This is a genomic window from Rhodoferax sp. (assembly GCF_028688795.1).
Lineage (GTDB): Bacteria > Pseudomonadota > Gammaproteobacteria > Burkholderiales > Burkholderiaceae_C > Rhodoferax.
The window spans coordinates 1-25559 of the sequence record NZ_JAQTXM010000011.1 but is presented as its reverse complement, the minus strand read 5'-3'; the positions used below and the strand labels follow the sequence as shown (position 1 = coordinate 25559).

Genomic DNA, 25559 nt, shown 5'->3' with positions numbered 1-25559 from the left:
CCTTGGGTTAAAAAATAACTAATCTGCCAGCCACGCGGGCGGGCGTTTGTCCAGAAATGCGGCGACGCCGTCGCGCCCTTCTGCGGTGGCACGCTGTGCGGCAATGCGTTGGGCCGTGGCCTCCATGACCACATCGTCAATGGGCTGGCCATGCACGGCGGCAATCAATTCCTTGGCTGCCTTTTGGGCCGAAGGCGCACCGGCCAGCAGGGGCTCAATCAGGGTTGCCAGCACGGCGTCCAGTCCCTCGCCCGGGGCCACTTCGTTGATCAGGCCAATGGCCAACGCACGCTCTGCCGAAATGCGCTCGGCACTCTGGAAGTACCGTAGCGCGTGGCGTGGCCCGATGGCGCGCAACACGTAGGGGCTGATCACCGCCGGGATGATGCCGAACTTGACCTCGGAGGTGGAAAACACCGCATCGCTGCTGGCCACCGCCATGTCGCAGGCGGCTGCCAGCCCGGTGCCGCCGCCCAAGGCTGCGCCCTGGATGCGGGCAATGGTTGGCTTGGTCATGCCAGAGAGCGTGCGGAGCATCCGGGCGAAGCGGCGTGCGTCGTCCAGGTTGTCGGCTTCGCTGCCCAGGGCGGCCCGGCGCATCCAGTTCAGGTCGGCGCCGGCTGAAAAATGCTTACCACGCCCGGCCAGCACCACCACGCGCACGCTGGGGTCGGCGTCGAGCATCAGGCAGGCTTGCTGCAGGTTGTCAATGAGCTGCTCGTTGAAGGCGTTGAACACCTCCGGGCGGTTCATCCAGATCGTGGCGACCTTGTGGTTGTGTTCAATGGCAAGCGTGTCAAACATGGTATGGCTGGGTTAAATGTGAGAGAGCTGGCTGTCATGCACGGCATGACAGCCCATTTGTCTGCCTTTTACTTGGCCAATGTCCAGTCGCCGCCCTTGATTTCGAGCATCTTGAAGGCTGAGAGGTCCAGGCCCATGTGGTCGGTGGCCGACATGTTGACCAAACCACCGGTGCCGACAAAGCCTTTGGTGGCTTCAATGGCATCGCGCACCTTGGCTTTGTCAGTGCTGCCAGCGCGTTTGATGGCGTCTACTGCCAGCATCAGGCCGTCATAGGCGTGTCCGCCAAACGTCGACACATCGGTTTTCCACTTGGCTTTGAAAGCATTGGCATAGCCTTCGGCTACCGGTTTTTGCGGGTCGTTGGCGGCCAGCTTGTCAGCCACCAGCAATGCGGCAGCGGGCAGGCGCACACCTTCGGCGGCCGGGCCTGCGAGCTTGATGAACTCTTCAGACGCCACGCCGTGGGCGTGGTACAGCGGCAAAGTCATGCCCAACTGCTTGTAGCTTTTGGTGGCAATCGCCGGGCCCTGACCCAGACCAAAAATGAACACGGCTTGGACGCCCGGCACATTGCGAATTTTGGTGAGCTGTGGGCTCATGTCGGTGTCTTTGGGACCATAGGTTTCATTGGCCACCAGGGTGATGCCGTACTTGGCTGCCACACCCTCGGTTTCCTTCTTGCCGGACTGGCCAAAACCGCTGGTTTCGGAGAACAGGGCCACCTTGGTGAGACCACGTTTTTTCATGTCTTCAAACACTTTTTCTGCAGCCATGCGGTCGGTGTGCGGGGTCTTGAACACCCACTTTTTCACCGGCTCCACAATCACCACGGCACCAGCCAGGGAGATGAAAGGCACACCCGCTTTTTCAACTAACGGTGCCATCGACATGGTGGCGCCGGTGGTGGTGCCGCCCACAATGATGTCGACCTTGTCGTCGTCAATCAGGCGTTTGCCAAAGCCGTTGGCCTTGCTGGCGTCACTGCCGTCGTCGTAGTGCACCAGTTCCAGTTGGCGACCGATCACGCCGCCCTTTTTGTTGATGTCTTCCACGTACATCTGCAGGGTCTTGAGTTCCGGGTCACCCAAAAAAGCGGCTGGGCCAGTGACGGACAGCACCGAGCCAATCTTGATCGTGTCAGCGGCCATGGCAGCCATTGCGCCGAATGCCAATGCGGTGCCAATCGCCAGTTTCTTCATCGTAAATTTCATGGGTTTGTCTCCTACAGGGTTAAAAAAATTATTCCGTTACACGCGCTCTATCACCAGGGCAATGCCTTGCCCCACACCAATACACATCGTGCAAAGCGCATAACGCCCGCCACGCCGTGCCAGTTCGTACATGGCGGTGGTCACCAAACGGCCACCGCTCATACCCAGAGGATGACCCATCGCAATCGCGCCGCCATTGGGGTTGACCCGTGCCTCTTCGTCCTTCAGCCCGAGATCGCGCAACACCGCCAAGCTTTGAGCGGCAAAGGCCTCGTTGAGTTCAATCACATCCATCTGGTCGATGGTCAAGCCGGCCTTGGCCAACACCTTGCGCACCGCCGGCGCCGGACCGAACCCCATGATTCGTGGTGCGACACCAGCGGTCGCCATGGCCACAATGCGGGCACGCGGTGTCAATCCGTTGGCGCGGGCGCTGGTCTCACTGGCCAGCAGCAGCGCGCAGGCCCCATCGTTGACACCCGAGGCGTTGCCTGCGGTCACCGACAACTCGGGGCCGTTGACACCTTTGAGCTTGGCCAACATCTCCAGCGTGGTCTCGGGGCGCGGGTGCTCGTCGGTGTCGACCACCAGCGGGTCGCCCTTTTTGCGTGCAATCAACACCGGAATCAGTTCGTCGGCAAAACGCCCGGCGGCATGGGCTGCCGCCCAGCGTTGCTGCGAGCGAAGCGCAAAGGCATCCTGGTCAGCACGCGAGATGTGAAAGTCAGCCGCCACGTTGTCGGCCGTTTGTGGCATCGAATGCGTGTCGTACAGCTTTTTCATCAGCGGGTTGGGAAAACGCCAGCCAATGGTGGTGTCATAAATGGCAGCGCTGCGCGACCAGGCGCTTTCAGCCTTGCCCATGACAAAGGGTGCGCGCGACATGCTTTCGACACCGCCAGCAATCATCAAATCGGTTTCGCCCGACTTGATGGCGCGCGCTGCCATGCCGACGCAGTCCAGCGACGAGCCACACAGGCGGTTCACGGTGGTGCCGGGCACCTCAATCGGCAGGCCCGCCAGCAGGCCCGCCATGCGCGCCACGTTGCGGTTGTCTTCACCGGCCTGGTTGGCACAGCCAAAGATGATGTCGTCCACACTGGCCCAGTTGACCTGGGGGTTGCGGTCCATCAGGGCTTTCAGGGGAATGGCGGCCAGGTCGTCGGCGCGCACGCTCGCCAGCGCTCCGCCGTAGCGGCCAATGGGGGTGCGAATGGCATCGCAAATAAAGGCTTCGGTCATACGTTACGTGACACATCACGTCCTGAAATATTAAAAAGATAGCTATTCGCGCTTATTTAATAAGGGCTAGAGCACTAAAAGGCTTATAAAACTGTGGTAAACCAGCTCACAGCTGTTTCGGCCGCTCGTCAATCACCCGGCGCGCTTTGCCGGTGAGCGTGCGCGGTATCGCCTCAGGCGCCAGCACTGAGACCTTGGTGGTGATGCCAATGATGGTTTTGATGTGGTGTTGCAGCTCCTTGGCCAGCACCCCCACGTCCGCTGGTGACAGTTGCGCCGCCGCTTCGCGTTGCAACTCGCAACGCACCTCCACGTTGTCCAGATGGCCGTCGCGGCTGAGCTGAATTTGGTAATTGCCCGAAAGCCGCTTGTCGCGCAAGATTTGTTCTTCGATTTGCGTCGGGAACACGTTCACACCGCGAATGATCAGCATGTCGTCTGAGCGGCCGGTGATCTTGCCCATGCGCCGAAACGCCCGTGAGGTGGGTGGCAGCAGGCGCGTCAGGTCGCGGGTGCGGTAACGAATCACCGGGAACGCTTCTTTGGTGAGCGAGGTGAACACCAGTTCGCCGTCTTCCCCGTCGGCCACCACTTCGCCGGTTTCGGGGTTGATGATTTCGGGGTAGAAGTGGTCTTCCCAGATCACCGGGCCGTCTTTGGACTCAATGCATTCGCAGGCCACGCCGGGGCCCATGACTTCAGTCAGGCCATAGATGTCGATGGCGTCAATGCCCAGTTTGCGCTCGATTTCGGCACGCATGCCTTCGCCCCAAGGCTCTGCGCCAAAGATGCCGATCTTCAGCGAGATCTGGTCGGGCGTGATGCCCTGGCGCTCAAACTCCTCGGCAATCACCAGCGAGTAGCTGGGGGTGACCATGATGATCTGCGGCTGGAAATCAACAATCTGTTGCACCTGCTTTTCGGTCTGCCCGCCCGACATCGGCACCACCGTGCAGCCCAGCCGCTCGGCGCCATAGTGCGCACCCAGGCCACCGGTGAACATGCCGTAGCCATAGGCGTTGTGCAACATGTCGCCGGCACGGCCACCGGCCGCGCGAATCGAGCGCGCCACCAGGTTGGCCCAGTTGTCAATGTCTTGCAGTGTGTAGCCAACCACGATCGACTTGCCGGTGGTGCCGCTTGAGGCATGCAGTCGCGCCACTTTTTCTTTTGGCACGGCAAACAGGCCAAACGGGTAATGGTCACGCAGGGCAATCTTGGTCATGAAGGGAAACTTGGCCAGGTCGGCCAGGGTCTTCAGGTCATCCGGGTGCACACCTTTGGCGTCAAAGGCGGCTTTGTGAAACGGCACGTTGTCATACGCATGCTTGAGCGACCATTTCAGGCGCTGCAGTTGCAGGGCGCTGATTTCGTCGCGGCTGGCGGTTTCAATGGCGTCGAGTTCGCCGGGTTGGGGGAATTTGGCGGTCATGCGGGTCTCCTCTTGTTCAGATTTGCTTTGATGTCTATCGGGTGTCAGGTCAGGTCAGGCTGCGGCATCGGTCTGCTGCAAGCCGGCAATCACCTCACCCTTGATGCGGTAACTTTTGCCTCGAAACAGCGCCACGGTTTTGCCGCTGCGGGTGCGCACCGTGATGTCATAGACGCCGGTGCGGCCTGATAACGAGCGCTCTACCGCTTCGGCTTCCAGCACATCGCCTTCGCGGGCTGGGGCCAGAAAGTCGATGTTGCAGCTCGACGCCACGGTGTTCTGGTTGTAGCTGTTGCAGGCAAAGGCAAAGGCGCTGTCGGCCAGGGTGAACATGAACCCGCCGTGGCAAATGCCGTGGCCATTGACCATGTCGCCGCGCACCGGCATGGCCATCAGGGCATAACCCGGTTTGACGCTGAGCATCTGCATGCCCAGGCCTTGCGTGGCGCGGTCGCGCGACCACATGGCCTGCGTCACGGCGTCGGCCAGTTCTTGGGGGTTGGCGTATGAATCAGTCATGAAAAAGCCTTCTGTACAAAAACGTGGTGTTGAATCAGCGGTGAGGTGCGGTAGCGGTCTTCGCCATAGGTTTGCGCCAAGTGCGTCAGCACCGTGCTCACCGTGTCGATACCGATGGCGTTGGCCCAGGTCAGCGGGCCGCAGGGGTAATTGACACCCAGGCGCATGGCGGTGTCCACAGCGGCGGCATCACACACACCCTGGTTGACGGCATCAGCTGACTCATTGGCCAGCATGGCCACCGTGCGCATCACGATCAGGCCAGGAATGTCTTGCAACTGCGACACGGCAAAGCCTGCTGCCTGCAGCAAGCCGATGGCGCTGTTGGCCGCCGCTTCGTCACACTGGGCCGCCACGCTGACGGCCAGTCGGGTGGCTTTGCCATAGTCCAGCGCCAGATCCATCAGCACGGTGTTGGGTGTTTGCAGGTCAAAGGCGCAGCGGGTAGCTGTGCGGCCATCGGTGATGCGCAGGGTGGCGCCGCCTGCGGTGGCCACCGTGTCGCCCAAAGCATGGGCCTGGGTGAAGCTGACGTGGTTGGCTTGCAGGCGGTTGGCCAGGGCAAGGGCTGCGGCAGATTGCCCATACACCACGATGTCATGGGGCCGGGCCAGCGCTGGCACGGTAGCGGGCAGCGGTTTGTCGGTGCCGTCCTGGTAGTTGTAAAAACCCCGACCAGACTTTTTGCCCAGGAAACCGGCATCGACCAGATCCTGCTGAATCAGCGACGGCGAGAAACGTGGGTCGTTGAAAAACGCGCGCCACACCGAGTTGGTCACGGCAAAGTTCACGTCATGGCCAATCATGTCCATCAGCTCAAACGGCCCCATGCGAAAACCACCGGCTTCGCGCATGACCGCGTCCAATGTGGCGCAATCAGCACCGCCTTCGGTCAACACGCGCAAGGCTTCAGCGTAATACGGGCGCGCGACCCGGTTGACGATGAAACCGGGGGTGGATTTGGCATGCACCGGGGTCTTGCCCCAGGCCGCAGCCGTGGCAATGAGGGTGTCGGAAACTTCCAGTGCGGTGGCCAGGCCTGACACCACTTCGACCAGCGCCATCAACGGTGCCGGGTTGAAGAAGTGCAGCCCGGCCAGACGCTGCGGCTTACTCAGCGCCGCGCCAATGGCGGTGATGGAAATCGACGAGGTGTTGCTGGCCAGAATGCAACCCTCAGACACCACGGCTTCAAGGTCTTTGAAAAGCTGTTGCTTGATGGTGAGGTTTTCCACAATGGCCTCGACCACCAACCCAGCATCGGCCAGGTCGGCCACTTGTTCGGCTGCCTGCAAGCGTTCGCCCGCGGCTTTGGCAGCCTCAGCGCTCATTTTGCCCTTGGCAGCCATTTTTTCGAACTGGGCACAGATGCCCGCAATGGCTTGGGCGGCTGCGCCGGGGCGGTTGTCGAGCAGCTTCACGCCATGCCCGGCTGCGGCTGCCACCTGGGCAATGCCTGCACCCATGGCACCGGCACCAATCACGGCAACCAGGGTGTGTGTGGAGAGCGCTTGTGTCATGGCTTGTTAGTTCCCTGTGAATTTGGGCGCGCGTTTTTGCTGGAAAGCGGCGACGCCTTCCTTGAAGTCGTCGCGCCAACCGAGTTCGCGCATGAACCCGGCTTCCATGTTGAGCTGCTGCTCCAGCGTGTGGTTGGGCGCAGCGTGCATGGCCAGCCGCGTGGCGACCAGCGCGCGGGTGGGCATTTGGGCCAGTTGCGCGGCGAGCTTGTCCACCGTGGCGGTGAGTTCAGCATCGTCCACGGCTTGCCAGATCAGGCCCCAGGCTTCGGCCTTTTCAGCCGGTAACTTGTCAGCCAGCATCGCCAGGCCCATGGCGCGGGCCATGCCCACGCGCTGTGGCAAAAACCAGGTGCCACCAGTGTCGGGAATCAGGCCGATCTTGCTGAAGGCTTGTAAAAATGTGGCAGATTTGGCCGCAATCACCAGGTCACAAGCCAGCGCCAGGCTGCAACCTGCACCAGCAGCGACGCCATTGACTGCGGCCACTGTGGGCACCCGCAGGTTCTGCAACGCCAAAATCAGCGGCCTGTAGTGTTGTTCAACCACGGCGCCAATGTCGGGCTGCAAATGGCCCACCGTCATCTCGGGGTCAGCCAAGTCTTGCCCGGCGCAAAAGGCGCGGCCCGCACCGGTGATCACCAGCACACGAATGGCCGTGTTGTGTTGCACCGTGTCGAGCGCCGCACGCAGTTCAGTGTGCATGGCGCCGGTGAAGCTGTTGAGCTTGTCCGGGCGGCTCAAAGTCAGGCGGGCCACGCCGTCTTGCACGTCAAAGCGGATGTTTTGGTAAGTCATGACGTGGCCTTAAACGTGGGCGCGGCGTTGCACCACACGGAAGCGGTTGGCCACAAAGGCCGAGTCGGAATACGAGGCATTGGCCGCCGGGTTGCCGCCGGTGCCGTGGTAGTCAGAAAACGCAGCGGACTGGTTCACAAACACCGCGCCCGTCAGGTTGATGGACAAGGCAACTTTGGAGCGCCAGGTGGCGGCGGTCATGGCTTCAATGACTTCGGGGCGGGTGGAATAGATACCGGCGGTTAGCGCCCCATGGGTGGCGATGACCCGCTCCGACAAGGCAATGGCGGCAGCGGTGTCGGCCACTTTCACGACAAAGGTGATCGGGCCAAAACGCTCTTCCATGTAGGCGGCTTCGTCCGTTGCATCACAAGCCAGCAGCACTGGGGTGCGCACTTCGGCTTTGGGGAACTCGGGGTTTTCCAGCTTTTTCGATGCCAGAAGCACCTTGCCCAATGAGCCGCCTTCGGCCAAGGTGATGCGTGCCAGCGTGTCGGCAGATTGCACCGCACCGAGCACGGCCAGCGCCACTTCAGGCTTGGCTAGAAAACCGTCAATGGCACGGGCCAGGTCGGCACACACCTCGTCATAGGTCTTGTGGCCGTCTTCGGTGTCAATGCCGCCTGCAGGCACAAACAGCGCCTGTGAGGTGGTGCACATCTGGCCGGAATACAACGACAGCGTGAACGCCAGGTTGCGCAGCATGGCTTTGTAGGCATCGGTCGAGTCGACCACGATGTTGTTGACACCGGCCAATTCGGCGTACACCTGAGCCTGGCGGCAGTGGTCAATGAGCCACTGGCCAAACACATTGCCACCGGTGAAGTCCACCGATTTGACGGCGGCGTGGGTCACCAGCGCTTGCGTGGTTTCGCGTTTGTCCGGCACACACAAAGTCACCAGATTGGGGTCCATGCCATGCTCGGCCAACACGGCGCGCAGGGTGCGCACGGTGATGGCGGCGGGCAAAATCGCGTTGTTGTGCGGTTTGATGATCACCGCGTTGCCGGTGGCCAGCGCGGCAAACAGGCCCGGATAAGTGTTCCAAGTCGGGAAGGTGCCACACCCCACCACCACGGCCACACCGCGGCCGACAATCTGAAAATGTTTCTTCATCACCAGCGGTGGGTTTTTGCCTTGCGGCTTTTCCCAGGTGGCCTCGGGCGGCACAAAACTTTGCTCGCGGTAAGCGTAGGTCACGGCTTCCAGGCCACGGTCTTGCGCGTGCGGTGAGCCCGCTTGAAACGCCATCATCCAGCCCTGGCCGGTGGTCATCATCACCGCGTGGGCGATCTCGAAACTTTGTGCGTTCAGGCGGTCCAGCATCTCTATGCACAGGCCGGTGCGGCCTTCCACACCTGCGGCTTGCCAACCGATCATGGCGGTTTGGCCAGCCGCAATCAGCACCTCGATGTCGCACACTGGGTAGCTCACATTCAGCTCAATGCCAAAGGGCGAGTTTTCGCCGCCTTGCCAACCGGTGGTGCCGGGCTGGTTCAACTCAAACTTCTGGCCAATGTGCGCTTCAAAGGCTTTTTTGCCGTCATCCGGCGCGGTTTCGCCATAGGTTTTGGGGCTGGGCATCTCGTTGTAGGCAGCCCAGTAGCCACGGGTGTGGATGGCGTTGAGGGCGGCGTCGAGTTTGGCGCGGTGTTTTTCAAAGAGTGGGTGTGTCATGGGGTGGTCCTGAACGGGTCAATTAAATTAACTAAAAACAATAGCTTCTCACGCTTATTCGATAAGGTCTAGGGGCCTAAAAGACATAAATATCTCTCTCGCTGGCTTAGCCTGAATAGGCTTGCACCGTTTGCTCGATCGCGCCAAAAATCGATGCCCCAGTGGCATCCAGCATCTCAATGCGCACGCTGTCGCCAAACTGCATGTAAGGTGTTTGTGGCTTGCCGGTCTCAATGGTTTCGTACATCCGCACCTCGGCAATGCAGCAATACCCGACCCCGCCATTGGCAATCGACGAGCCTTGTAGCCCGCCTTGCTTGTTTGACACCGTGCCGGAGCCGATGATGGAGCCAGCACACAGCTCACGCGTTTTGGCTGCGTGGGCAATCAGTTGCGCAAAGTTGAAGACCATGTCGGTGCCCGCATCAGGCTGGCCAAACAGCGCGCCGTTCAGGTGGACAGTCAAAGGCCGCTGCACCCGGCAATCCGCCCAGTTAGTGCCTAACTCGTCGGGCGTGACCGCCACCGGGCTGAAGGCGCTGGCGGGTTTGGACTGGAAGAAGCCAAAACCCTTGGCCAATTCCGCCGGGATCAGGTTGCGCAGCGACACGTCGTTGACCAGCATCAGCAGGCGCACCGATTTGGCAGCGTCAGCCACGCTGCAGCCCATCTTCACATCACCAGTGACCACGGCCACTTCAGCTTCCAGGTCAATGCCCCAATCCGCCGAGAGGGCGCGCACCGGGTCGCGCGGGCCGACAAATGAATCCGAGCCGCCCTGGTACATCAAAGGGTCGGTCCAGAATTCAGCGGGCAATTCGGCACCACGGGCGCGGCGTACCAGCTCCACATGGTTCACGTACGCCGAGCCATCGGCCCATTGGTAAGCGCGTGGCAGCGGTGAGTGGCAGGCGGCCTGGTCGAACACATCGGGGTTGGTGAATGCGCCGCTGTTGAGCGCCTCGTACACCTGGCGCAACTGCGATTCACAAACCTCCCAGTCGTCCAGCGCCGCCTGCAAGGTGCGGGCAATGGCCGGCACGGCGCGGCAGTGAGTCAAGGTGCGGTTGACCACGACCAAAGTGCCGTCGCGTCCGCCTTGTTTCAGGGTGGCAAGTTTCATGTGTTTTTACTCCCCGGCAAAAGAGCCGTCGTGCATCCAGCGCGCGTGCTGCGGGGCTTTTTTGGTGATGGCCCATTCGTTGAGCATGTCCCACTTGGCCTCGTCGAGCATCTTGGCCATCTTGGGTGTGCCGGTGTTGGCGGCCAGTTCCAGCCGGTGGCCGCTGGGGTCAAAGAAGTAGATGGATTTGAAGATGGTGTGGTCGGTCGGGCCGACCACTTCAATGCCATCGGCCTCCAACTTGGCCTTGGTTTCCAGCAGTTCGTCGACCGTGGCCACTTGCATCGCCAGGTGTTGTGTCCAGGCCGGGGTGTTCATGTCGCGGCCCATTTCGGGTTTGGTGGGCAGTTCAAAAAATGCCAACACGTTGCCGCCGCCCGCGTCCAGAAAGACGTGCATGTAGGGGTCGGGCTCTTTGGTGGACGGCACTTCGTTCTCGGCAATCGCCAAAATGAAATTCATGTTGAGGTATTTGCCATACCACTCCACGGTTTGTTTGGCATCTTTGCAGCGGTAGGCCACATGGTGAATTTTCTGGATTTGCATGGGAATCTCCTTAACTTTTATGAATCTATGCTGCTGTCATAGGGTTGTCATTGCAAACCTGATCCTGAAACCACCACGCCGTCTAGCAGCGTGCGTTGAGTGTCCAACGGAGCGAAATCAAGGAGGAGAAGCGGACGCAGTCCGCTTCGGGGGACATTCGCGTAGTTGGATACCCAACGTGCGCTGCGGGTAACAGCCAGCACCTCAGGCATGACAAACAGGCAGCACACGTTTAAACGTCGCCCCGGGCCAACGCCATGGCTTCACGCAATACAGCGATGTCGCCCACATGGTTAGCCAGCAGCAGCACCAATTTGGCGTTGACCATGGCGCTTTGTTCGTCGCTGAGGTCGCGGTGGGTGTCAATCAGGGCTTCGTAAAAATCGTCGCCGGGGGTGAAGGCGCGAAAGTAGCGTTTGCCGGGTTCTTTGAAATTGGCTTGCAGGTTCAGGGACATGGCGGGTTCCTTATTGAAGATTGCAGGTGGCGCGGGCCAGGGCGGCTTGCACTTGCGCCGCATCAAAAGCACGCCAACGCGCAGTCACATGCTGGTCCGGGCGAATCAGGTAGGCCGTGCCGTCTTGCGCATCAAACCGCTCAGCAAAACGGTTGGTGTGGTCTTGCAGCAGCGTCAAATCTGCCGCTGTGGTTTGGGTGGGCGACACCAGCACCACGTCAAGCGCAAGCGCGCTCCCAGAACCCGACGCTGCACTGGCCAAGCCTTTGAGTTGCGCCAGGGCGTCCAAGCTCAGACTAGCCGGGTCGTTCACATAAACCAGCAGACAAAAGCGCTGACCCACCTGGTCCAGCAGCCAGACATCTTGGCCAGCCTGGCGCATCGGCGCATCGTCCATCGACGCGCCGGGCACCATGTCGCCGGTAAAACTGCCGTCATCGGGCGTGTTCAGACGAGATTCGGTCAGGTAACTCGGCACCGACAAACGCCCTGAGTTGACCAAGGCACGGGCAAACGCATGCTCGCGTGCCAGGCTCAGCACCGCGTTGCGAAACGTCAACGAAGTTTTGCTTTTGGGCGTGATGAAGTCGGTGGAACGGGTGGAGTTGAGCAAGTTTTCTTCGGCGGCAAACACACGTTCTTCCGAATAGGTGTCCAGCAGCTCGGGTGGGGCCTTGCCTTCAACCACCAATTTGAGTTTCCAGCACAGGTTGTCGGTGTCCTGAATGCCGGAGTTGGCACCACGCGCGCCAAACGGCGACACCTGGTGTGCCGCATCCCCCACAAACAGCACGTGGCCGTGGGTGAAGGCGTTCATGCGGCGGCACTGAAAGGTGTAGACGCTGACCCATTCCAGTTCAAACTCGCGGTCATCGCCGAGCATGGCCTTGATGCGCGGAATCACCTTCTCAGGCTTCTTCTCTTCTTCCGGGTCGGCATCCCAACCGAGTTGAAAATCGATGCGGTACACGTTGTCGGCCTGGCGGTGCAGCAGTACCGATTGCCCGGGGTGAAACGGTGGGTCAAACCAGAACCAGCGCTCGTGCGGAAAATCGGCCTTCATGACCACGTCGGCAATCAAAAAGCGGTCTTTGAAAATCTTGCCTTCAATGTCCAGAGCCATCAGGCGGCGGATGCCACTGCGCGCGCCATCGGCCACCACCAGCCAGTCGGTCTCCAGAGAATAAATACCGTCGGGTGTTTCAACTTGCAGCGTGGCGCCATCACCCTGCGGGGCAACTGACACCACCTTGTTTTTAAAACGCAGGTCCAGATTAGGCAGCTCCTGCGCGCGTTTTACCTCGAACTCTTCCAAGTAATACTGCTGCAGGTTGATCATGCCGGGGCGTTTGTGATCAGCTTGTGGCAACAGGTTGAAGTTGTACACCTCTTGCTCGCGGAAAAATGTGCGACCCACGTTCCAGCTCACACCCTTGTCCATACACGGCTCGCCCAGCCCCAAGCGGTCAAGTACTTCAAGCGTGCGTTTGGCGTAACAGACGCCGCGCGAACCCACCGACACGGTGTCATCGTCGTCAAGCAGCACCACCTGCACGCCAGACTGCGCCAGCTCGATGGCCGCCGCCAAACCCACCGGGCCGGCACCCACTACCACCACGGGGTAGCGGTTTTTAACCGCACCAGATTGCTCTGGCGGGCGGACGTAGTCATATTTTGGATATTGGTAAGTGCTCAACATGGCTTGTCTCTGGTGTTAAATTTTTTGGGCCGATGTTGTTGTGACTTACTCAGCCGCTTGCAGGCCGTGCCACATTTCCTTGTCACGCTCGGCTGTCCAGATGCGCGGGTGTTTGATGCCGCTGGCCTCATCCACGGCGCGGGTCACGTCAAACGGCAGGCAGTGTTCATAAATGAAGACCTGGCCAAACTTGGGGTCCATGGCTTTGCGGCAATGCGCCATGGCCTGGTTCAGGTTCATGCCCTGGGCTACGGCTTCTTTGGCTGAACTCAGCAAGGTGCTGACGAAGTCCCGCGTGTAAGCCAGTCCTGATGCCACGCGCTCTGGCGTATCCAGCGCCGGGCCACGGCCGGGCACGATTTTTTCGGGCTTGAGGGCGGCCAGCGCGTCCAGCGTGGCGGGCCATTCTTCCAGCTGCGCGTCACCGGTGTAGCACGCCGCATCGGCTTCCATCAGGTCGCCCGAGAACAGCACTTTCTCTGACGGCACCCACACAATGGTGTCGCCCTTGGTGTGGCCGGGGCCCACATGCATGATCTTGACTTCGAGCTTGCCCATCCACAGCGTCATTTCGTTCTTGAACACCATGGTCGGCCAGGTCAGGCCGGGGATGGAGTCAAACGCGTCAAACAGGCGCGGAAAGCGCTCGTACTCAGATTGCATGTCTTGCGCGCCGCGCTCCACAATCATCTCGTAGGTGCCTTGGCTGGCAATGATTTCCTGCATGCCGTGCGCCTTGTAGCCCGACGCGCCCAGCACCCGCACCGCGTGGTAGTGCGACAGTACCACGTACTTGATGGGCTTGTCAGACACCTTGCGAATTTCGGCCACCAGGTTTTGCGCCATCACCGGCGTCGCCAATGCGTCACAAATCAGCACCGCGTCTTCACCAATGATGACGCCGGTGTTGGGATCGCCCTCGGCGGTGTAGGCCCAGCAGTGCTCGGACAGTTGCGCAAAGGTGGTCTTTTTGACCTCCAGGTCAGCCTGCGATGCAAATTTTTTGGTCATGGGTTTTCCTTGGGTTAACTTGTTGTGGCGTTACATGCCCAGGTACGCGGCGCGCACCTGTTCGTTGCTGATGAGCTCTTGCCCGGTGCCAGTGAGCGTGACGTTGCCGGTTTCCAGCACATAACCCCGGTCGGCAATGGCCAGTGCGGCAAAGGCGTTTTGCTCGACCAGCAATATCGTCATGCCCTGAGCTTTCAGCGTCTTGATGACGTTGAACACCTCTTCCACCAGCAGCGGTGCCAGCCCCATGGAGGGCTCGTCCAGCAGCAACAGGCGCGGGCGGCCCATCAGCGCGCGGCCAATCGCCAGCATCTGTTGCTGGCCGCCTGACAGCGTGCCGGCAGGCAATGCGCGTTTTTCTTTCAGGATCGGAAACATGGCAAAGATTTTTTCCATGTCGCCTTCCACCTGCTCGCGCGGCTGGGTGTAGGCGCCCAGCCGCAGGTTGTCTTCAATCGACAGCGGGCCAAACACTTGCCGCCCTTCCGGGCTTTGGCAAATGCCACGGCGCATGCGTTTGTCGGAGCGCAGTTTGCTGATGTTTTCGCCATCAAAATGAATGCTGCCCGCGCTCATCGGCTGCACGCCCGACAAGGTGCGCAAAAACGTGGTTTTGCCGGCACCATTGGCACCCACCAAAGCCACGGTTTCGCCCCGTCGCACTTCTATGCTGATGCCTTTGAGTGCCTTGATACGGCCATAACAACTCTCCATGCCCTGCACCGTGAGCAACACATCTGCTTTTGCCTGCGCCGGGCTGGCCTGCAACTGGCCCACGCTGCTGGCCCCCAGCCCGACCGACTCAGGTGCCAGGCTGGCAACGCGGTGGTACAGCTCGCGGAACTCTGCGCGGGCTGTTTCACCAAACAAGGGGTCGCTGTTGTCCAGAAATGCGGCGTTGATCTCGGCCCAGTCAGCGGGCAGCAAGGCGCTGCGGGCCAGTGGCAAGACACTTTTTTCTTCGGTGCGGATGTGGGTTTTCAGGCCAGCCGTGTAGTGGCGCAAGGCCACTGCAAACTCAGTTCCTGAGATGTCGCCCCGGGCCGCCTGGCTGACTTGGCCACGCAAGGCGGCCAGTTTGGCCGGGCCTTCGCGGTGTTCGGTTTGCAGGCTGTCGAGCACGGCGGCGGCATCCAAGCTGCGCAGGCGCAGCAGGCGAAACAAATAGTCGTCTTCTTTGGGGTGGTGCGAGCGGTCAACAAACTGTTCGATGTAATCAAACACTGCGTTGAAAAACGGTTGCTCGACTGGTGCGCCAGCTTCAATTTCAGAAGCTACCTGATCAACGGTGGTGGCCAGGCGCCACAGGTTGCTGTGGTCCTGGCTGATGAGGGTGAGTGCGTCCATGGTGTTCTCTTTAAGCCTGCGGGTTCAGGCGTGGGCGCCAAGGTAGGCGGCGATCACATCGGGGTTGCGGCGCACTTCAGCACCCGTGCCTTCGGTCAGCTTCTTACCGTAGTCCAGCACCAAAATGCGGTCTGACAGGTTCATCACCATCTTCATGTCGTGTTCCACCAGCACCACCGTCACGCCGGAGTCGGCCACCTTGCGCACCAGCTGGTCCACTTCAATGGTTTCCTTGGGGTTCAGGCCGGCGGCGGGTTCGTCCAGAAAAATCAGGCGCGGTTTCATGGCCAGGGCGCGGGCAATCTCCAGCCGCTTGAGCGCACCGTAGGGCATGCTGTCGGCGCGAGCGTTGATGTAGCTTTCCAGTCCGACAAACTTCATCAGTTCCGCGGCTTCAGTGTGCAATTCGCGGTCACGTTTCTTGATCGATGGCCAGCGCAGCATGGCCTTGAACAGGTTACGGTCCAGCCGCAGGTGGGCGCCCACCATGACATTCTCAATGGCGCTCATGTTCATGCAGATTTGCAGGTTCTGAAACGTGCGCGCCACGCCGCGGCGGGCCAACTCATCGGGCGACTTGCCGCCAATGGATTCGCCATCGAGCGTGATGGTGCCGGTGGTTGGGGTGTAAATACCCGTGATCAGGTTAAACAGTGTGGTCTTGCCGGCGCCATTTGGGCCAATCACCGCGTACACAATGCCGGCGTCGATGCTGAACGTGACGTTTTGGACTGCTTTGACACCACCGAAATGGATGGAGAGGTCTTTGACTTCAAGCAAGGCCATGGTCAGTCTCCCCGTCCAAATTTGGCTGCCAACGTAGGCACCAGCCCCTTGGGCATGAAGATCATACAGAGCATCAGAATCGTGCCAAAGGCCACGGTTTCCCAGCCTTCAAAAGACGTCAGCGCTTGCGGCAGCGCGGTCAGCAACACCGCGCCCAGCACCGAGCCATAGACCGAAGCCATGCCGCCAATCACCACCATGGTGACCAGCTCAATGGAGTGAAAGAAGTCGGCCAGATTCGGCGTGACAAACCCCACGTAATGTGCCGTCACGCTGCCCATGATGCTGGCAAACACCGCAGACAGCACAAAAATAGCCACCTTGTAGCGCACCACATCCACGCCCACCACCTTGGAGGCCACTTCACTGCCATGCAAGGCACGCAAGGCCCGGCCAAACGGCGAGTTGATCAAATTAAGTGACGCCCAAACACTCACCGACAGCAGGATGGCGACGATCCAGTACCAGTGCTTGTCACCTGAAATCTCGAAACCTGCCAAGCTCATGGGCGGCACCGGCATGCCGTCCGGGCCGCCAGTCCATTGCGCTTCGGTGCGCACCACAATGTTGATGATGATGCCCAGGCCCAGCGTGGCCATGGCGAGGTAATGGCCCTTGAGCTTGAAAATGGGCCGGGCCACAAGCGCCGCCAGCAAGCCAGCCGCTACCGCGCCAGCTGCCATGGCCAGCAGCGGATGCCAGCCAAAGTGGGTCGGCAACGCGGCGGTGGCATAGGCCCCAATGCCCAGAAAGCCCGCATGCCCCAGGCTGATCTGACCGGCAAAACCAATCAGCAGGTTCAGGCCCAGCACAATCACTGCGTTGATCGCCATACGGATTGCCAAATCGACATAAAAGCTGTTGGGCAACACAAAGGGCAGCACCAGCAGCACCGCCATGATGATGTACAGCCCCAGATAAGGATTCTTTGACATGCTCAGACCCGGTCGGTAGATTTGCCGCCAAACAGACCGCGCGGCATGAAGAACAAAATCAGCAGGATCAGCACAAACGGCATGGCATCCTTGTAGGCGGACGAGATGTAACCCGCGCCCATGGCTTCCAGAATGCCCACCAGCAAGCCGCCCAGCACGGCACCCAGGCCGTTGCCCAAGCCACCCACCACGGCAGCCACAAAACCTTTGAGGCCGAGCATGATGCCCACGTCATAAGAGGTCAGCGTGAGCGGTGTCACCAGAATGCCACCCAGCGCGCCCAAAGCGGCCGACATGGCAAAACTCAAGAACAGTACCCAATTGGTGTTGATGCCCACCAACTCAGCCGCCACCCGGTTAAAGGATGTGGCCAGCATCGCCTTGCCATGCAGCGTGCGGTTAAAAAAGTACCACAGAGCCACCACCACGATGGCAGTAACGCCCAGCACCCAAAGGCTTTGCGGCATCAGTGTGGCGCCCAAAATGTGCAGCGGTACATCGCCCGAAAACGCAGGCAAGCTGAAAGTGTTTTTGCCCAGCCAAACCTGAATCAGACCGCGAATCACCAGCGACGCACCGATGGTGATGATGATCAGCGTGACCGGCTCGGCGCCCTTGACCGGCTCAATCGCCAGTTTCTCAAGCACCACACCCACAATGGCCGGCACAAGAATCGCCAGCATCAGAGCCACCGGCAATGGCAGACCGGCTTGCGAAAAGTACACCGCCAGCATGCCGCCGAGCATGATGAATTCACCCTGGGCAAAGTTGATGACGTTGCTGGCGTTGTAGATCAGCGTGAAGCCCAACGCGGCCAGCGCGTAGGTGGCACCCACGGTGATGCCGGAAAACAAAAATTGCAGGAATTCGGCCAGCATCAGTGGCTCCCAGGGGCGAATTTCAAACACCCTGAACGGGTTGAATACGTCAACATGCGCTGTCTCCGGTTGTCAGAGTCCGCTGTATGGACTCGTTGATCTGTGGGGGTGGATTCTGAAATATGGAATCAATTCTGTCAATCGGTATTTGTAAATTTTTTTTGGGAGAGGGAAAACGAGGGGATTGGGGGTGATCTGCTTGAGTACGGCGCAAGGGCAATGAGGCATCTTCCTGCTGGTGTTGCGTCCCTATTGCCACACCAACCACTTCTGGCAGGTGTATTTCGACACCAACAAGGCCATTGCCGACACGTTAGGTGCAGCCGGATTTCCGGTGGCTACTCGCCCGGTCAAGATATACCCGGTTTGATACCAGTCCAAGGCAGTCTGAAATTTATATAAACTGGCTTGTCGTGCTTTTTAAACAAAGGATTGTTGCTATTTTTTAAATAGCTTAAGGTTGATGAAATCCAGATGGAGTGGACTGATCTGTCACTCGCTTTATGTGACAGTAAAATCAGACTTATCTTGCATGTCCGCAAGATGCGGCGTTAGATGTCGATGGATTCTTCAGCGCCCACACCATCCCCCCGATTCCTTCCCCTCCGATATGACGCGAGTCCTCACGCGTACACACCTCCACAGCTCCAACCTCATTCGTGTTCTTGCCGACCTGACCCTCGTGGATGCAGTCGAGCCAGGCGGCGCGTTTGCCGAAAAGCTGGGGCTATGGTTGAGCCTGCATGAGTCCATTGCCCTGCATGCGGCGCACAACGCCAGAGCAGCCAGCCCGACTGCTCTGCCCGTTGGGGCGACATCTGTCGCGCGCGTGACCATTGCCGAAATATTGGCCCGAACACGCACCAGTCTTGAGAATGCGATCACCGGGTGTGGCTCGCCCAACACCAGTCACACCCACATCGAGCTGCCCGACCCGCAGCCTGGCGAGCCGCTGGACACCCCAACCGCCTATGAGCCCTATCGGCGTTACTACCAGGCCCACCAGCGCGCCATCGAGACAAGCGTTCGTCCGCTGCGCGCTGCAGCGCGAGAGTTGCTGGCCAGGACCTCCCCCGCGCTCAAGCAGTTGGCCGCGCTGGACGCGGTGTTTGACGAGATACTGAGCGAGCGCGAGAGCAAGTTGCTCGCCACCGTTCCCCTGCTTTTGAGGCGACGTTTTGAGCAACTGCGCCAAGCGCAGCAGCAGACACAGACCGACACCCAAGCCACAGAGCCCCCAGCCAGGCGCCTGCACCCACCCAGCTGGCTGGTGCGCTTTGGCCACGAAATGCAGACGGTGTTGCTGGCCGAGCTTGACCTTCGCCTGCAACCCGCTTTGGGGCTCATTGAAGCCTTTCACCACGAGACAAACACCCCCCCATGAAGAAACATTTGTTCAACGGCGCCTTTTTGTTGGGCGCCATGGCCGTCGTTTGGGTCGGCACCGGGTTCATCGGCTCGCATCTCTTGGCGCTGACGATGACGCTGTTGATTGCCGCCGTGTACGTGTTCGGCGCGCTTGAATTGCGCCAGTACGGCCGAGCCACGGCCACGCTGTCGTCAGCGCTGGCGGCTATTCCTGAGCAGCTGGCAAGCCTGGGGGACTGGCTTGACGGCGTGCATGCTTCCTTGCAAAACCCGGTGCGCCTGCGCATTGAAGGCGAACGCATTGGCTTGCCCGGCCCGGTGCTGACACCTTACCTGGTGGGGCTACTGGTGATGTTGGGCATGCTAGGCACGTTTCTGGGCATGGTGGTCACGCTCAACGGCGCCGCGTTTTCACTGGAAAGCACGACCGACCTGCAGGCGATCCGCGCTGCGCTGGCTGCGCCCATCAAAGGCTTGGGGCTGGCCTTTGGCACCTCAGTGGCCGGCGTGGCCACATCTGCCATGCTGGGCCTGATGTCGGCTCTCAGTCGGGGCGACAGGCTGCGGGCGTCACAACTGCTTGACAGCAAACTGGCCACCAGCTTGCGCAGTTTTTCACTCACCCACCAACGCCAGGAAACCTACAAGGCGCTGCAGTACCAAGCCCAGGCCCTGCCTGAAGTGGTTGACAAATTGCAGACCATGATGACTCAGATGGCCCACATGAGCCAGCAGCTCAATACCCAGCTGACCAGCAACCAGACCAGCTTTCACAGCGAGGTCAAGGGCATTTACAGCGAACTGGCGTCTTCCGTGGGCCAGTCCCTCAAGGACAGTCTGGCGCAAAGTGCCCACGTGGCCAGCGACAGCCTCAAACCCATGGTCGAGACCGCCATGACTGGCATGGCGCAAGAAGCTCGGCTGTTGCACACCCGCTTGATCGACACCGCACAAACGCAACTTGATGGGTTGGCGGCCAGTCTCGCTGTCACCGCTGCCACCGTCACCGACAACTGGACGGCGGCGTTGGCCAGCCACGAACGCAGCAGCGCCAGCATGGTCAGTGGTGTTGGTCAATCCCTGAGCGGCTTTGCCGACACCTTTGAGCAGCGCGCCACATCGCTGTTGACCTCAATCAACCAAGCCTACGCCACGCTGCAGGTCGATCAGGCGGCGCTTGATCAGCAACGCCAGCAGGCGTGGATTGGCTCACTCGACGCCATGGCAGCAAACCTGCAGCAAGAATGGCAACAGGCCGGGGCGCAAACGCTGGCCCAGCAGCAGCACATCTGCAGCACGCTGGTCGACACCGCGCACGGCATCACCGAACAGGCGAAATTGAGCGCCAGCGCCACGTTGAGTGACATCTCGCGGCTGGTGACCGCTTCAGAAACGCAAGGCTACAGCCGCATTGCGGCAGAGGCCGACTGGCTCACGCAGCACGGTGAGCGCATGGACCAGCTGGCCAGCCTGTTGCGCAGCGAACTTGGCGCGCTCAGAGATGACGAAGCGCAGCGCGGCTTGGCGGCGGTCAACCGGCTGGGCGACTTGCAGGCGGCCATGGTCGGCCATCTGGCCACACTGGGCACCGCGCTGGAAGCACCCATCACGCGGCTCATCGCCACCGCCTCAGAAGCACCCCGGGCGGCCGCCGAGGTCATTGGGCAATTGCGCCAGGAGATGTCGGGCAGCCTGGTGCGCGACAACGAGCTGCTGGAAGAGCGCAGCCGCATCATGGCCACGCTGAATTCATTGCTGGAGGCCATCCACCACGCCGCCGCTGAGCAGCGCGCGGTGATCGACACGCTGGTGGCCTCTTCAGCAGTAGCACTCAACACCGTCAGCAGCCAGTTTGCCGACCAGCTGGGTGTGGAAACCGGCAAACTGGCCGACGTGGCCGCCCACGTCAACAGCAGTGCGGTGGAGGTCTCCAGCCTGGGTGAAACCTTTGGCTTTGCCGTGCAATCGTTTGGCGCGGCCAATGAGAAGCTGCTGAGCCAACTGCAACGCATCGAGGTCGCCATGGACAAGTCCATGACCCGCAGCGATGAGCAGCTGGCTTATTACGTGGCGCAGGCGCGTGAACTGATTGACTTGAGCACCCTGTCGCAGAAGGAAATCTTTGAAGAACTGCGCCAGTTGCCGCGTCAGCAGGCCTTGTCTGCGCAAGAGGTGAACTGATGGAAAACAGTGACGGTATCGAGCAAACCGCGCCCGTCTGGGCCGTTTTTGGCGATCTGATGTCGGGGCTGCTGGGGGCTTTTGTGCTGATTTTGGTGGGTGTTCTGGGTGTGCAAATGGAGCTGCAGACCAGCCTGCAAGCCGAGGTGCAAAAACGTCAGGTTGAAGAACAACGCCGCATGAGCCTTGAAAAAGCCCTGGCCATTCCGCTGGCCAGCGGACGCATCACCTTGAACAACGGACGCATTGGCATCAGTGGCCGGGTCTTGTTTGCGCTGAATTCCGACCAACTGCAGCCCGAAGGCCGCCAGCTGCTGAGCAGCCTGGTGGCACCGTTGCAAGCATATCTGGCCTCGCGCAACGAGCTGCTGATGGTGAGCGGTTTCACCGATGACCGATCCATACGCGACGGTAACGCGCGATTTGCCGACAACTGGGAGTTGTCAGCCCAGCGAGCGCTGACCGTGACCCGGGCCTTGATTGAAGACGGCATGCCCGCGTCGATGGTTTTTGCCGCTGCCTTTGGTGCCGAGCAGCCCTTGGCCCCCAACACGGACGATGCCGCGCGCGCGCAAAACCGACGCGTTGAAATGGCGCCCGTGCCCAAGACCAGCAACACCAAAGCCGCTCCTTGAGTGAGGTGTTTGAGGTGAATGACGTGATTGAGGCCAACCACCGCGAGAGGTCAGCACCGCAGGCAGACCAACCCGCAGATGTCGGCGCGGCCTTGGCCGCTTTGCGCCAGGCCGGCGCAGACCGGTTTGACCCGGTCGGCCTGCATTACCTTGGCGTTCTGGCCCGCCGCGCCAGCGGCCAGCAAGGTCGTGTCAGGGCGCTGCTTGACGGCAAACTGGCGCAAGCGCTGGCGGCGTTCACAGCGCGTTTTGCGCATGCGCAAGCTGATGCCCAAAACGCCATCAACCCAATGGCCCCGCAGACTGCCGCAAAGCTGCAGCCGCTGCTTGAAACAAGCGATGCCAGAGGCGTGAAGCAACGCATTCGGGGCCTGACAACCAACGCGCAGCCTGCGTCTTTGGGCGACCTGACCCGCGACTTGACACAGCGTGTGTCTGGGCAAGCCATTGGGCAGACCCTGGAGCCAATGGGGGCGACAGAGGCGCAGCGTTTTGCAGGACCTGCCGGGCAGCATCCCGAGCCCAATGCCACGCAATATTTCAGAAACACCTGGTCCAAAATCAGCGTGGCCAAGCGGGTTACCCAAGCGCTGGAGCAGGCCCCCAAAAACGCCGGGCCGCTCAATCCACACAGGCTTGTACTGCGCTCACTGGCGGTGATGCGTGAGGTATCGCCTGATTACCTGAACCGGTTCACGTCGTATGTCGATGCCCTGCTGTGCCTGGACCAATGCGACAAGGAAAAACAGGCGCAGGTCAAAAAAATCGCTGAAGGCGACAGCAGCAAAAAGCCAAAACCCCGGCGCGCCCAAGCGCGCTGATTGGCGCGGGAGTCTAGGCAGTCCGGAAGTCATGGATTGCTTCACGTTGTTTGCAATGACGTGAACGGTTCATCACGGCGGCATGCCACGTTAATCCGTTGTCCTTCAGGCAAAGATGCCATGCAGATACCAAGCGGACGCTGCTTGTGCGTCTGGCAGCCGCTCGCGGTAAATCCACAACAGCTCGGCCTGTGCACTGCGTGCCACAAAGTAGTCTCGCAGCGCCAGATCGCCGCCGCCCCACCAACCGGATTCGATGCGCTGCGGGCCAGTCAGCAAGGTCAACGGCCCCCGGTATTGCGGCTGCTGCTGGCGCAGCGCCAGTTTCAGGGGCGCTTGCAGCAGCCAGGTGGGGGCCAGCGGCTGCGCCCAGGAACCACCGCCTGACACCCACGCGGACGCTGGCGTAGATACCGGCACGGGCGCAGCTTGGCTTTGCGTCGCATCGGCAGAACCCAGCCCACAACCCGCCGTGACAACGGATGTGTTTGGAATTTTTAAGCATTTTTGGCTTGTAGCCCTTGTTTCATAAGCGTGAGCAGCTATTAACTGTGTAGCGGCTTTTTGCCATGTCTGCATCTGCTCGGGCCGGTGGTCCAAACGCGGCTGCAGTTGCAGCACCTGCTCTGGCCCTAAGCGGGCGCTCAGGCGCTCCACCATCTGCGCCAGGCTGTCACCCGTGCTCACGGCATCAGGCAACAAGCTGGCGCTGTCATGGGACAGGGCGGCGGTTTCCAGTGTGCGCAGGCGCAAGGTGTGGGCCGGTGCGGGCAAGCTCACATGCGCCAGATGTTCGCCCAGCAGGCGCTGCAAATGGCTGCTGTCTTGTGTCGGCTGGGCAGTGCGCAGCAGGAGCGTGCCCTGATGGTCGGTGTGGCGGCGTTCATCCATTTGCCACCGGAGCTCCAGCGCCAGCACACCGCGGTGGCGCAGCTGCAGCCAGACCTTAAGCTGCGCTAGCAAACGGCGCGCGGCAAACAGCAGGGCGGGGGCACTTTCAACCTGGGCGCTGAGTTCCAGCGACGCCTCAAACACCTCGGGCAGCGTCAGCCAGGGGTAAAGGTCGGGACGCTCGCCGTAGGCTTGGTCGAGTGCGTCAAGCAGCGCCGCGCCAAACCGCCGGCTGACGCCGCCACGCGGCAGCGCGCGCAACTGGCCCCAGGTGGTCACGCCCAAGCGCGCCAGGGTGTCAAGGTGCGGCTGGGCGGCGGCCAAGGCATGCAGCGGCAAGTCGTCTGGCGTTAGCTTGTCCACAGATGGATGGATGCCGGCCAAGTCATTTGCTGACTGGCTATTCAGGGGTGGGTTGTGTGCGGGCAGACCTGTTGCCAGCGGCCTTGTCTCAGGCAGGCGTTTTCCCAGCATCGGCTTGACAGGCTGCAGGGCGCTGGATGGCCTCACCTCAAGCGCTGCCAATGCTATTAAAGACGTAGCTGCTTGCGCATATTTATAAAGGTCTGCAGGCTGATTTGATGTAAGAATATGCTGTAGCAGCGCAGGCAGGCCACCCCACAGCCGGGCGCTGGCCGCCACCTCTAGCAGCAGCACATCGCCTGTGCGCGCCACCTTGGGCGTGTAGCGCAGCGCCCACCAGCCCAAAGCGGTGACGGGGTCGGTGAGGCTGTCGGCCCCATCGGCAGGCACGGGTTCAGGCTGCAAGGCAATCCAGTGCATGCTGGCGCTCCCACTTGTCTGCGGCGCGGGCAAACAGGGCCAAGGCGCCTGCCAGCGGTGGCCCGCGGCGCTTGAGCACCTGAATGTGCAGGGCGTCGAGATCAGCACACGGGCTGGCCTCTTGTGACGGTGTCGGCAACAGCAGCCGCAGCACGGCCGGCGACGACTCGTGCCGTGCCGCCGCCGGGCGCATCACAAACAGCAGCTTGGCGTGTGTCAGGGCGGCCATTTGCAGCCGTCGCAGTTGCGCTGCCTGCACCTGCGGCAACCAGGCCAGCACGGCAGCCACGCCTTCGCAACGCAAGGCTTGCTCTGCGGTCCACAGCCGCTCGGCAGGGGCTTGTTCCTTGACCCATAGCAGACGCCGCACATCAAGCCCCTGTGCGGCCAGGGCCGGACCAAACGGCACATGCGGCGGGCCGATCAGCACCACCCACTGTGCAGCGGTTGGCCTGGTGCCTTGCTGTGCGGTACACAAGGCCGGCAGCAGCAAGCGCCACTCACTTTGGGCGCTGTGGCTTTGCAAAATCTCGCACAAACCCCCCACGGGCCAGCCACCGCCGGGCAGCTCGGCGTCCAGCAGCGCATGGCCAGTGGCCACCACACCGGCCGGACTGGCGTGGCGCGCCAGGGCGTCGGCACGCCAGACGGCATCGCCAAAGTCATGCGTGGCTGCTGCTGCCATGGCCACTCAGTCACCCGACGCCATAACAGCGTCATGGATTGCCGAGTTGCGCTGGCAACGACAGGGCACTTTCAAGTGCAATAAACCGAGATTGTTCATTAGGACTTCTGCCGACTTTGGCGGCACAATAACTGCTCACATTTTCTTGTGGATTTCTAATGGCATCCATTAGAAATAGCTCAATGAAATCAACGCTGTTGTTCTGAA

At 60.7% G+C, this 25559-nt stretch carries 23 protein-coding genes and 2 pseudogenes; 5 read left to right on the top strand and 20 right to left on the bottom strand.

From position 1 onward, the window contains the following. Nucleotides 1-18 precede the first annotated feature (18 nt). From PHQ58_RS09930 to PHQ58_RS09845, 18 genes and pseudogenes are all read right to left on the bottom strand, one after another. Nucleotides 19-804 (bottom strand): enoyl-CoA hydratase/isomerase family protein, encoded by a 786-nt coding sequence (locus PHQ58_RS09930; protein ID WP_300110585.1) that lies wholly within the window; start codon nucleotides 802-804, stop codon nucleotides 19-21. Between the two features lie 68 nt (nucleotides 805-872). Next, entirely contained in the window at nucleotides 873-2006 is a 1134-nt protein-coding gene (locus PHQ58_RS09925; RefSeq protein ID WP_367187302.1) for an ABC transporter substrate-binding protein, read from the bottom strand. A 48-nt stretch (nucleotides 2007-2054) separates the two neighbouring features. After that, entirely contained in the window at nucleotides 2055-3260 is a 1206-nt protein-coding gene (gene pcaF, locus PHQ58_RS09920; protein ID WP_300110580.1) for a 3-oxoadipyl-CoA thiolase, read from the bottom strand. A gap of 106 nt (nucleotides 3261-3366) precedes the next feature. After that, a complete protein-coding gene (gene paaK, locus PHQ58_RS09915) occupies nucleotides 3367-4692 on the bottom strand; it encodes a phenylacetate--CoA ligase PaaK (RefSeq protein ID WP_300110577.1) in 1326 nt (441 codons plus the stop codon). Between the two features lie 54 nt (nucleotides 4693-4746). Next, nucleotides 4747-5211, bottom strand: a complete 465-nt coding sequence (gene paaI / locus PHQ58_RS09910; RefSeq protein ID WP_300110575.1) for a hydroxyphenylacetyl-CoA thioesterase PaaI — start codon at nucleotides 5209-5211, stop codon at nucleotides 4747-4749. Beyond that, the gene (gene paaH / locus PHQ58_RS09905; protein ID WP_300110572.1) at nucleotides 5208-6731 is read right to left on the bottom strand and encodes a 3-hydroxyacyl-CoA dehydrogenase PaaH; all 1524 of its coding nucleotides are present in this window, start codon (nucleotides 6729-6731) and stop codon (nucleotides 5208-5210) included. The genes paaI and paaH overlap by 4 nt, the downstream gene beginning before the upstream one ends. A 6-nt stretch (nucleotides 6732-6737) precedes the next feature. After that, nucleotides 6738-7529, bottom strand: a complete 792-nt coding sequence (gene paaG / locus PHQ58_RS09900) for a 2-(1,2-epoxy-1,2-dihydrophenyl)acetyl-CoA isomerase PaaG (protein WP_300110569.1) — start codon at nucleotides 7527-7529, stop codon at nucleotides 6738-6740. Between the two features lie 9 nt (nucleotides 7530-7538). Further along, the gene (gene paaN, locus PHQ58_RS09895; RefSeq protein WP_300110566.1) at nucleotides 7539-9206 is read right to left on the bottom strand and encodes a phenylacetic acid degradation protein PaaN; all 1668 of its coding nucleotides are present in this window, start codon (nucleotides 9204-9206) and stop codon (nucleotides 7539-7541) included. A gap of 106 nt (nucleotides 9207-9312) precedes the next feature. Next, nucleotides 9313-10329 carry a fumarylacetoacetate hydrolase family protein gene (locus PHQ58_RS09890; protein ID WP_300110563.1) on the bottom strand — a complete coding sequence of 339 codons (1017 nt, stop codon included), beginning with the start codon at nucleotides 10327-10329 and terminating at the stop codon, nucleotides 9313-9315. 6 nt (nucleotides 10330-10335) lie between these two features. Then, nucleotides 10336-10875, bottom strand: a complete 540-nt coding sequence (locus PHQ58_RS09885; protein WP_300110560.1) for a VOC family protein — start codon at nucleotides 10873-10875, stop codon at nucleotides 10336-10338. Nucleotides 10876-11107: 232 nt separating this feature from the next. Next, nucleotides 11108-11332: a DUF2783 domain-containing protein gene (locus tag PHQ58_RS09880; protein ID WP_300110557.1), complete on the bottom strand. Its 225-nt coding sequence runs from the start codon at nucleotides 11330-11332 to the stop codon at nucleotides 11108-11110. Between the two features lie 10 nt (nucleotides 11333-11342). Beyond that, nucleotides 11343-13031: an FAD-dependent oxidoreductase gene (locus PHQ58_RS09875; RefSeq protein ID WP_300110554.1), complete on the bottom strand. Its 1689-nt coding sequence runs from the start codon at nucleotides 13029-13031 to the stop codon at nucleotides 11343-11345. A 45-nt stretch (nucleotides 13032-13076) separates the two neighbouring features. Next, nucleotides 13077-14042 carry an MBL fold metallo-hydrolase gene (locus tag PHQ58_RS09870; protein WP_300110551.1) on the bottom strand — a complete coding sequence of 322 codons (966 nt, stop codon included), beginning with the start codon at nucleotides 14040-14042 and terminating at the stop codon, nucleotides 13077-13079. 30 nt (nucleotides 14043-14072) lie between these two features. Continuing rightward, nucleotides 14073-14774 (bottom strand): ABC transporter ATP-binding protein, encoded by a 702-nt coding sequence (locus PHQ58_RS09865; protein WP_300110849.1) that lies wholly within the window; start codon nucleotides 14772-14774, stop codon nucleotides 14073-14075. A 216-nt stretch (nucleotides 14775-14990) separates the two neighbouring features. Then, nucleotides 14991-15389: pseudogene (locus tag PHQ58_RS09860) on the bottom strand (hemerythrin domain-containing protein); the annotation flags it as partial. A gap of 24 nt (nucleotides 15390-15413) precedes the next feature. After that, nucleotides 15414-16175 (bottom strand): ABC transporter ATP-binding protein, encoded by a 762-nt coding sequence (locus PHQ58_RS09855; protein ID WP_300110548.1) that lies wholly within the window; start codon nucleotides 16173-16175, stop codon nucleotides 15414-15416. 2 nt (nucleotides 16176-16177) lie between these two features. Further along, nucleotides 16178-17110, bottom strand: coding sequence for a branched-chain amino acid ABC transporter permease (locus PHQ58_RS09850; RefSeq protein ID WP_300110545.1), 933 nt, complete (start codon nucleotides 17108-17110; stop codon nucleotides 16178-16180). Nucleotides 17111-17112: 2 nt separating this feature from the next. Continuing rightward, nucleotides 17113-17985, bottom strand: coding sequence for a branched-chain amino acid ABC transporter permease (locus PHQ58_RS09845; protein ID WP_367187301.1), 873 nt, complete (start codon nucleotides 17983-17985; stop codon nucleotides 17113-17115). Between the two features lie 235 nt (nucleotides 17986-18220). Between PHQ58_RS09845 and PHQ58_RS09840 the strand changes: the two are divergent. The 5 genes and pseudogenes from PHQ58_RS09840 to PHQ58_RS09820 form a co-directional block, all read left to right on the top strand. Further along, nucleotides 18221-18358: pseudogene (locus PHQ58_RS09840) on the top strand (mechanosensitive ion channel family protein); the annotation flags it as partial. 240 nt (nucleotides 18359-18598) lie between these two features. Then, nucleotides 18599-19372, top strand: coding sequence for a DUF3348 domain-containing protein (locus tag PHQ58_RS09835; RefSeq protein ID WP_300110539.1), 774 nt, complete (start codon nucleotides 18599-18601; stop codon nucleotides 19370-19372). Then, complete coding sequence (locus tag PHQ58_RS09830; RefSeq protein WP_300110536.1) at nucleotides 19369-21537, top strand: DUF802 domain-containing protein; 2169 nt, start codon at nucleotides 19369-19371, stop codon at nucleotides 21535-21537. The genes PHQ58_RS09835 and PHQ58_RS09830 overlap by 4 nt, the downstream gene beginning before the upstream one ends. Beyond that, nucleotides 21537-22172, top strand: coding sequence for an OmpA family protein (locus PHQ58_RS09825; RefSeq protein WP_300110533.1), 636 nt, complete (start codon nucleotides 21537-21539; stop codon nucleotides 22170-22172). The genes PHQ58_RS09830 and PHQ58_RS09825 overlap by 1 nt, the downstream gene beginning before the upstream one ends. A 5-nt stretch (nucleotides 22173-22177) precedes the next feature. Further along, nucleotides 22178-22993 (top strand): DUF2894 domain-containing protein, encoded by an 816-nt coding sequence (locus PHQ58_RS09820; protein ID WP_300110847.1) that lies wholly within the window; start codon nucleotides 22178-22180, stop codon nucleotides 22991-22993. 105 nt (nucleotides 22994-23098) lie between these two features. On the opposite strand, the gene PHQ58_RS09815 is transcribed toward PHQ58_RS09820, so the two are convergent. Continuing rightward, nucleotides 23099-24667 carry a DNA polymerase Y family protein gene (locus PHQ58_RS09815; protein WP_300110530.1) on the bottom strand — a complete coding sequence of 523 codons (1569 nt, stop codon included), beginning with the start codon at nucleotides 24665-24667 and terminating at the stop codon, nucleotides 23099-23101. Next, nucleotides 24642-25352 carry a translesion DNA synthesis-associated protein ImuA gene (gene imuA / locus PHQ58_RS09810; RefSeq protein WP_300110527.1) on the bottom strand — a complete coding sequence of 237 codons (711 nt, stop codon included), beginning with the start codon at nucleotides 25350-25352 and terminating at the stop codon, nucleotides 24642-24644. Before imuA ends, PHQ58_RS09815 begins: the two co-directional genes overlap by 26 nt. Between the last annotated feature and the right edge of the window lie 207 nt (nucleotides 25353-25559).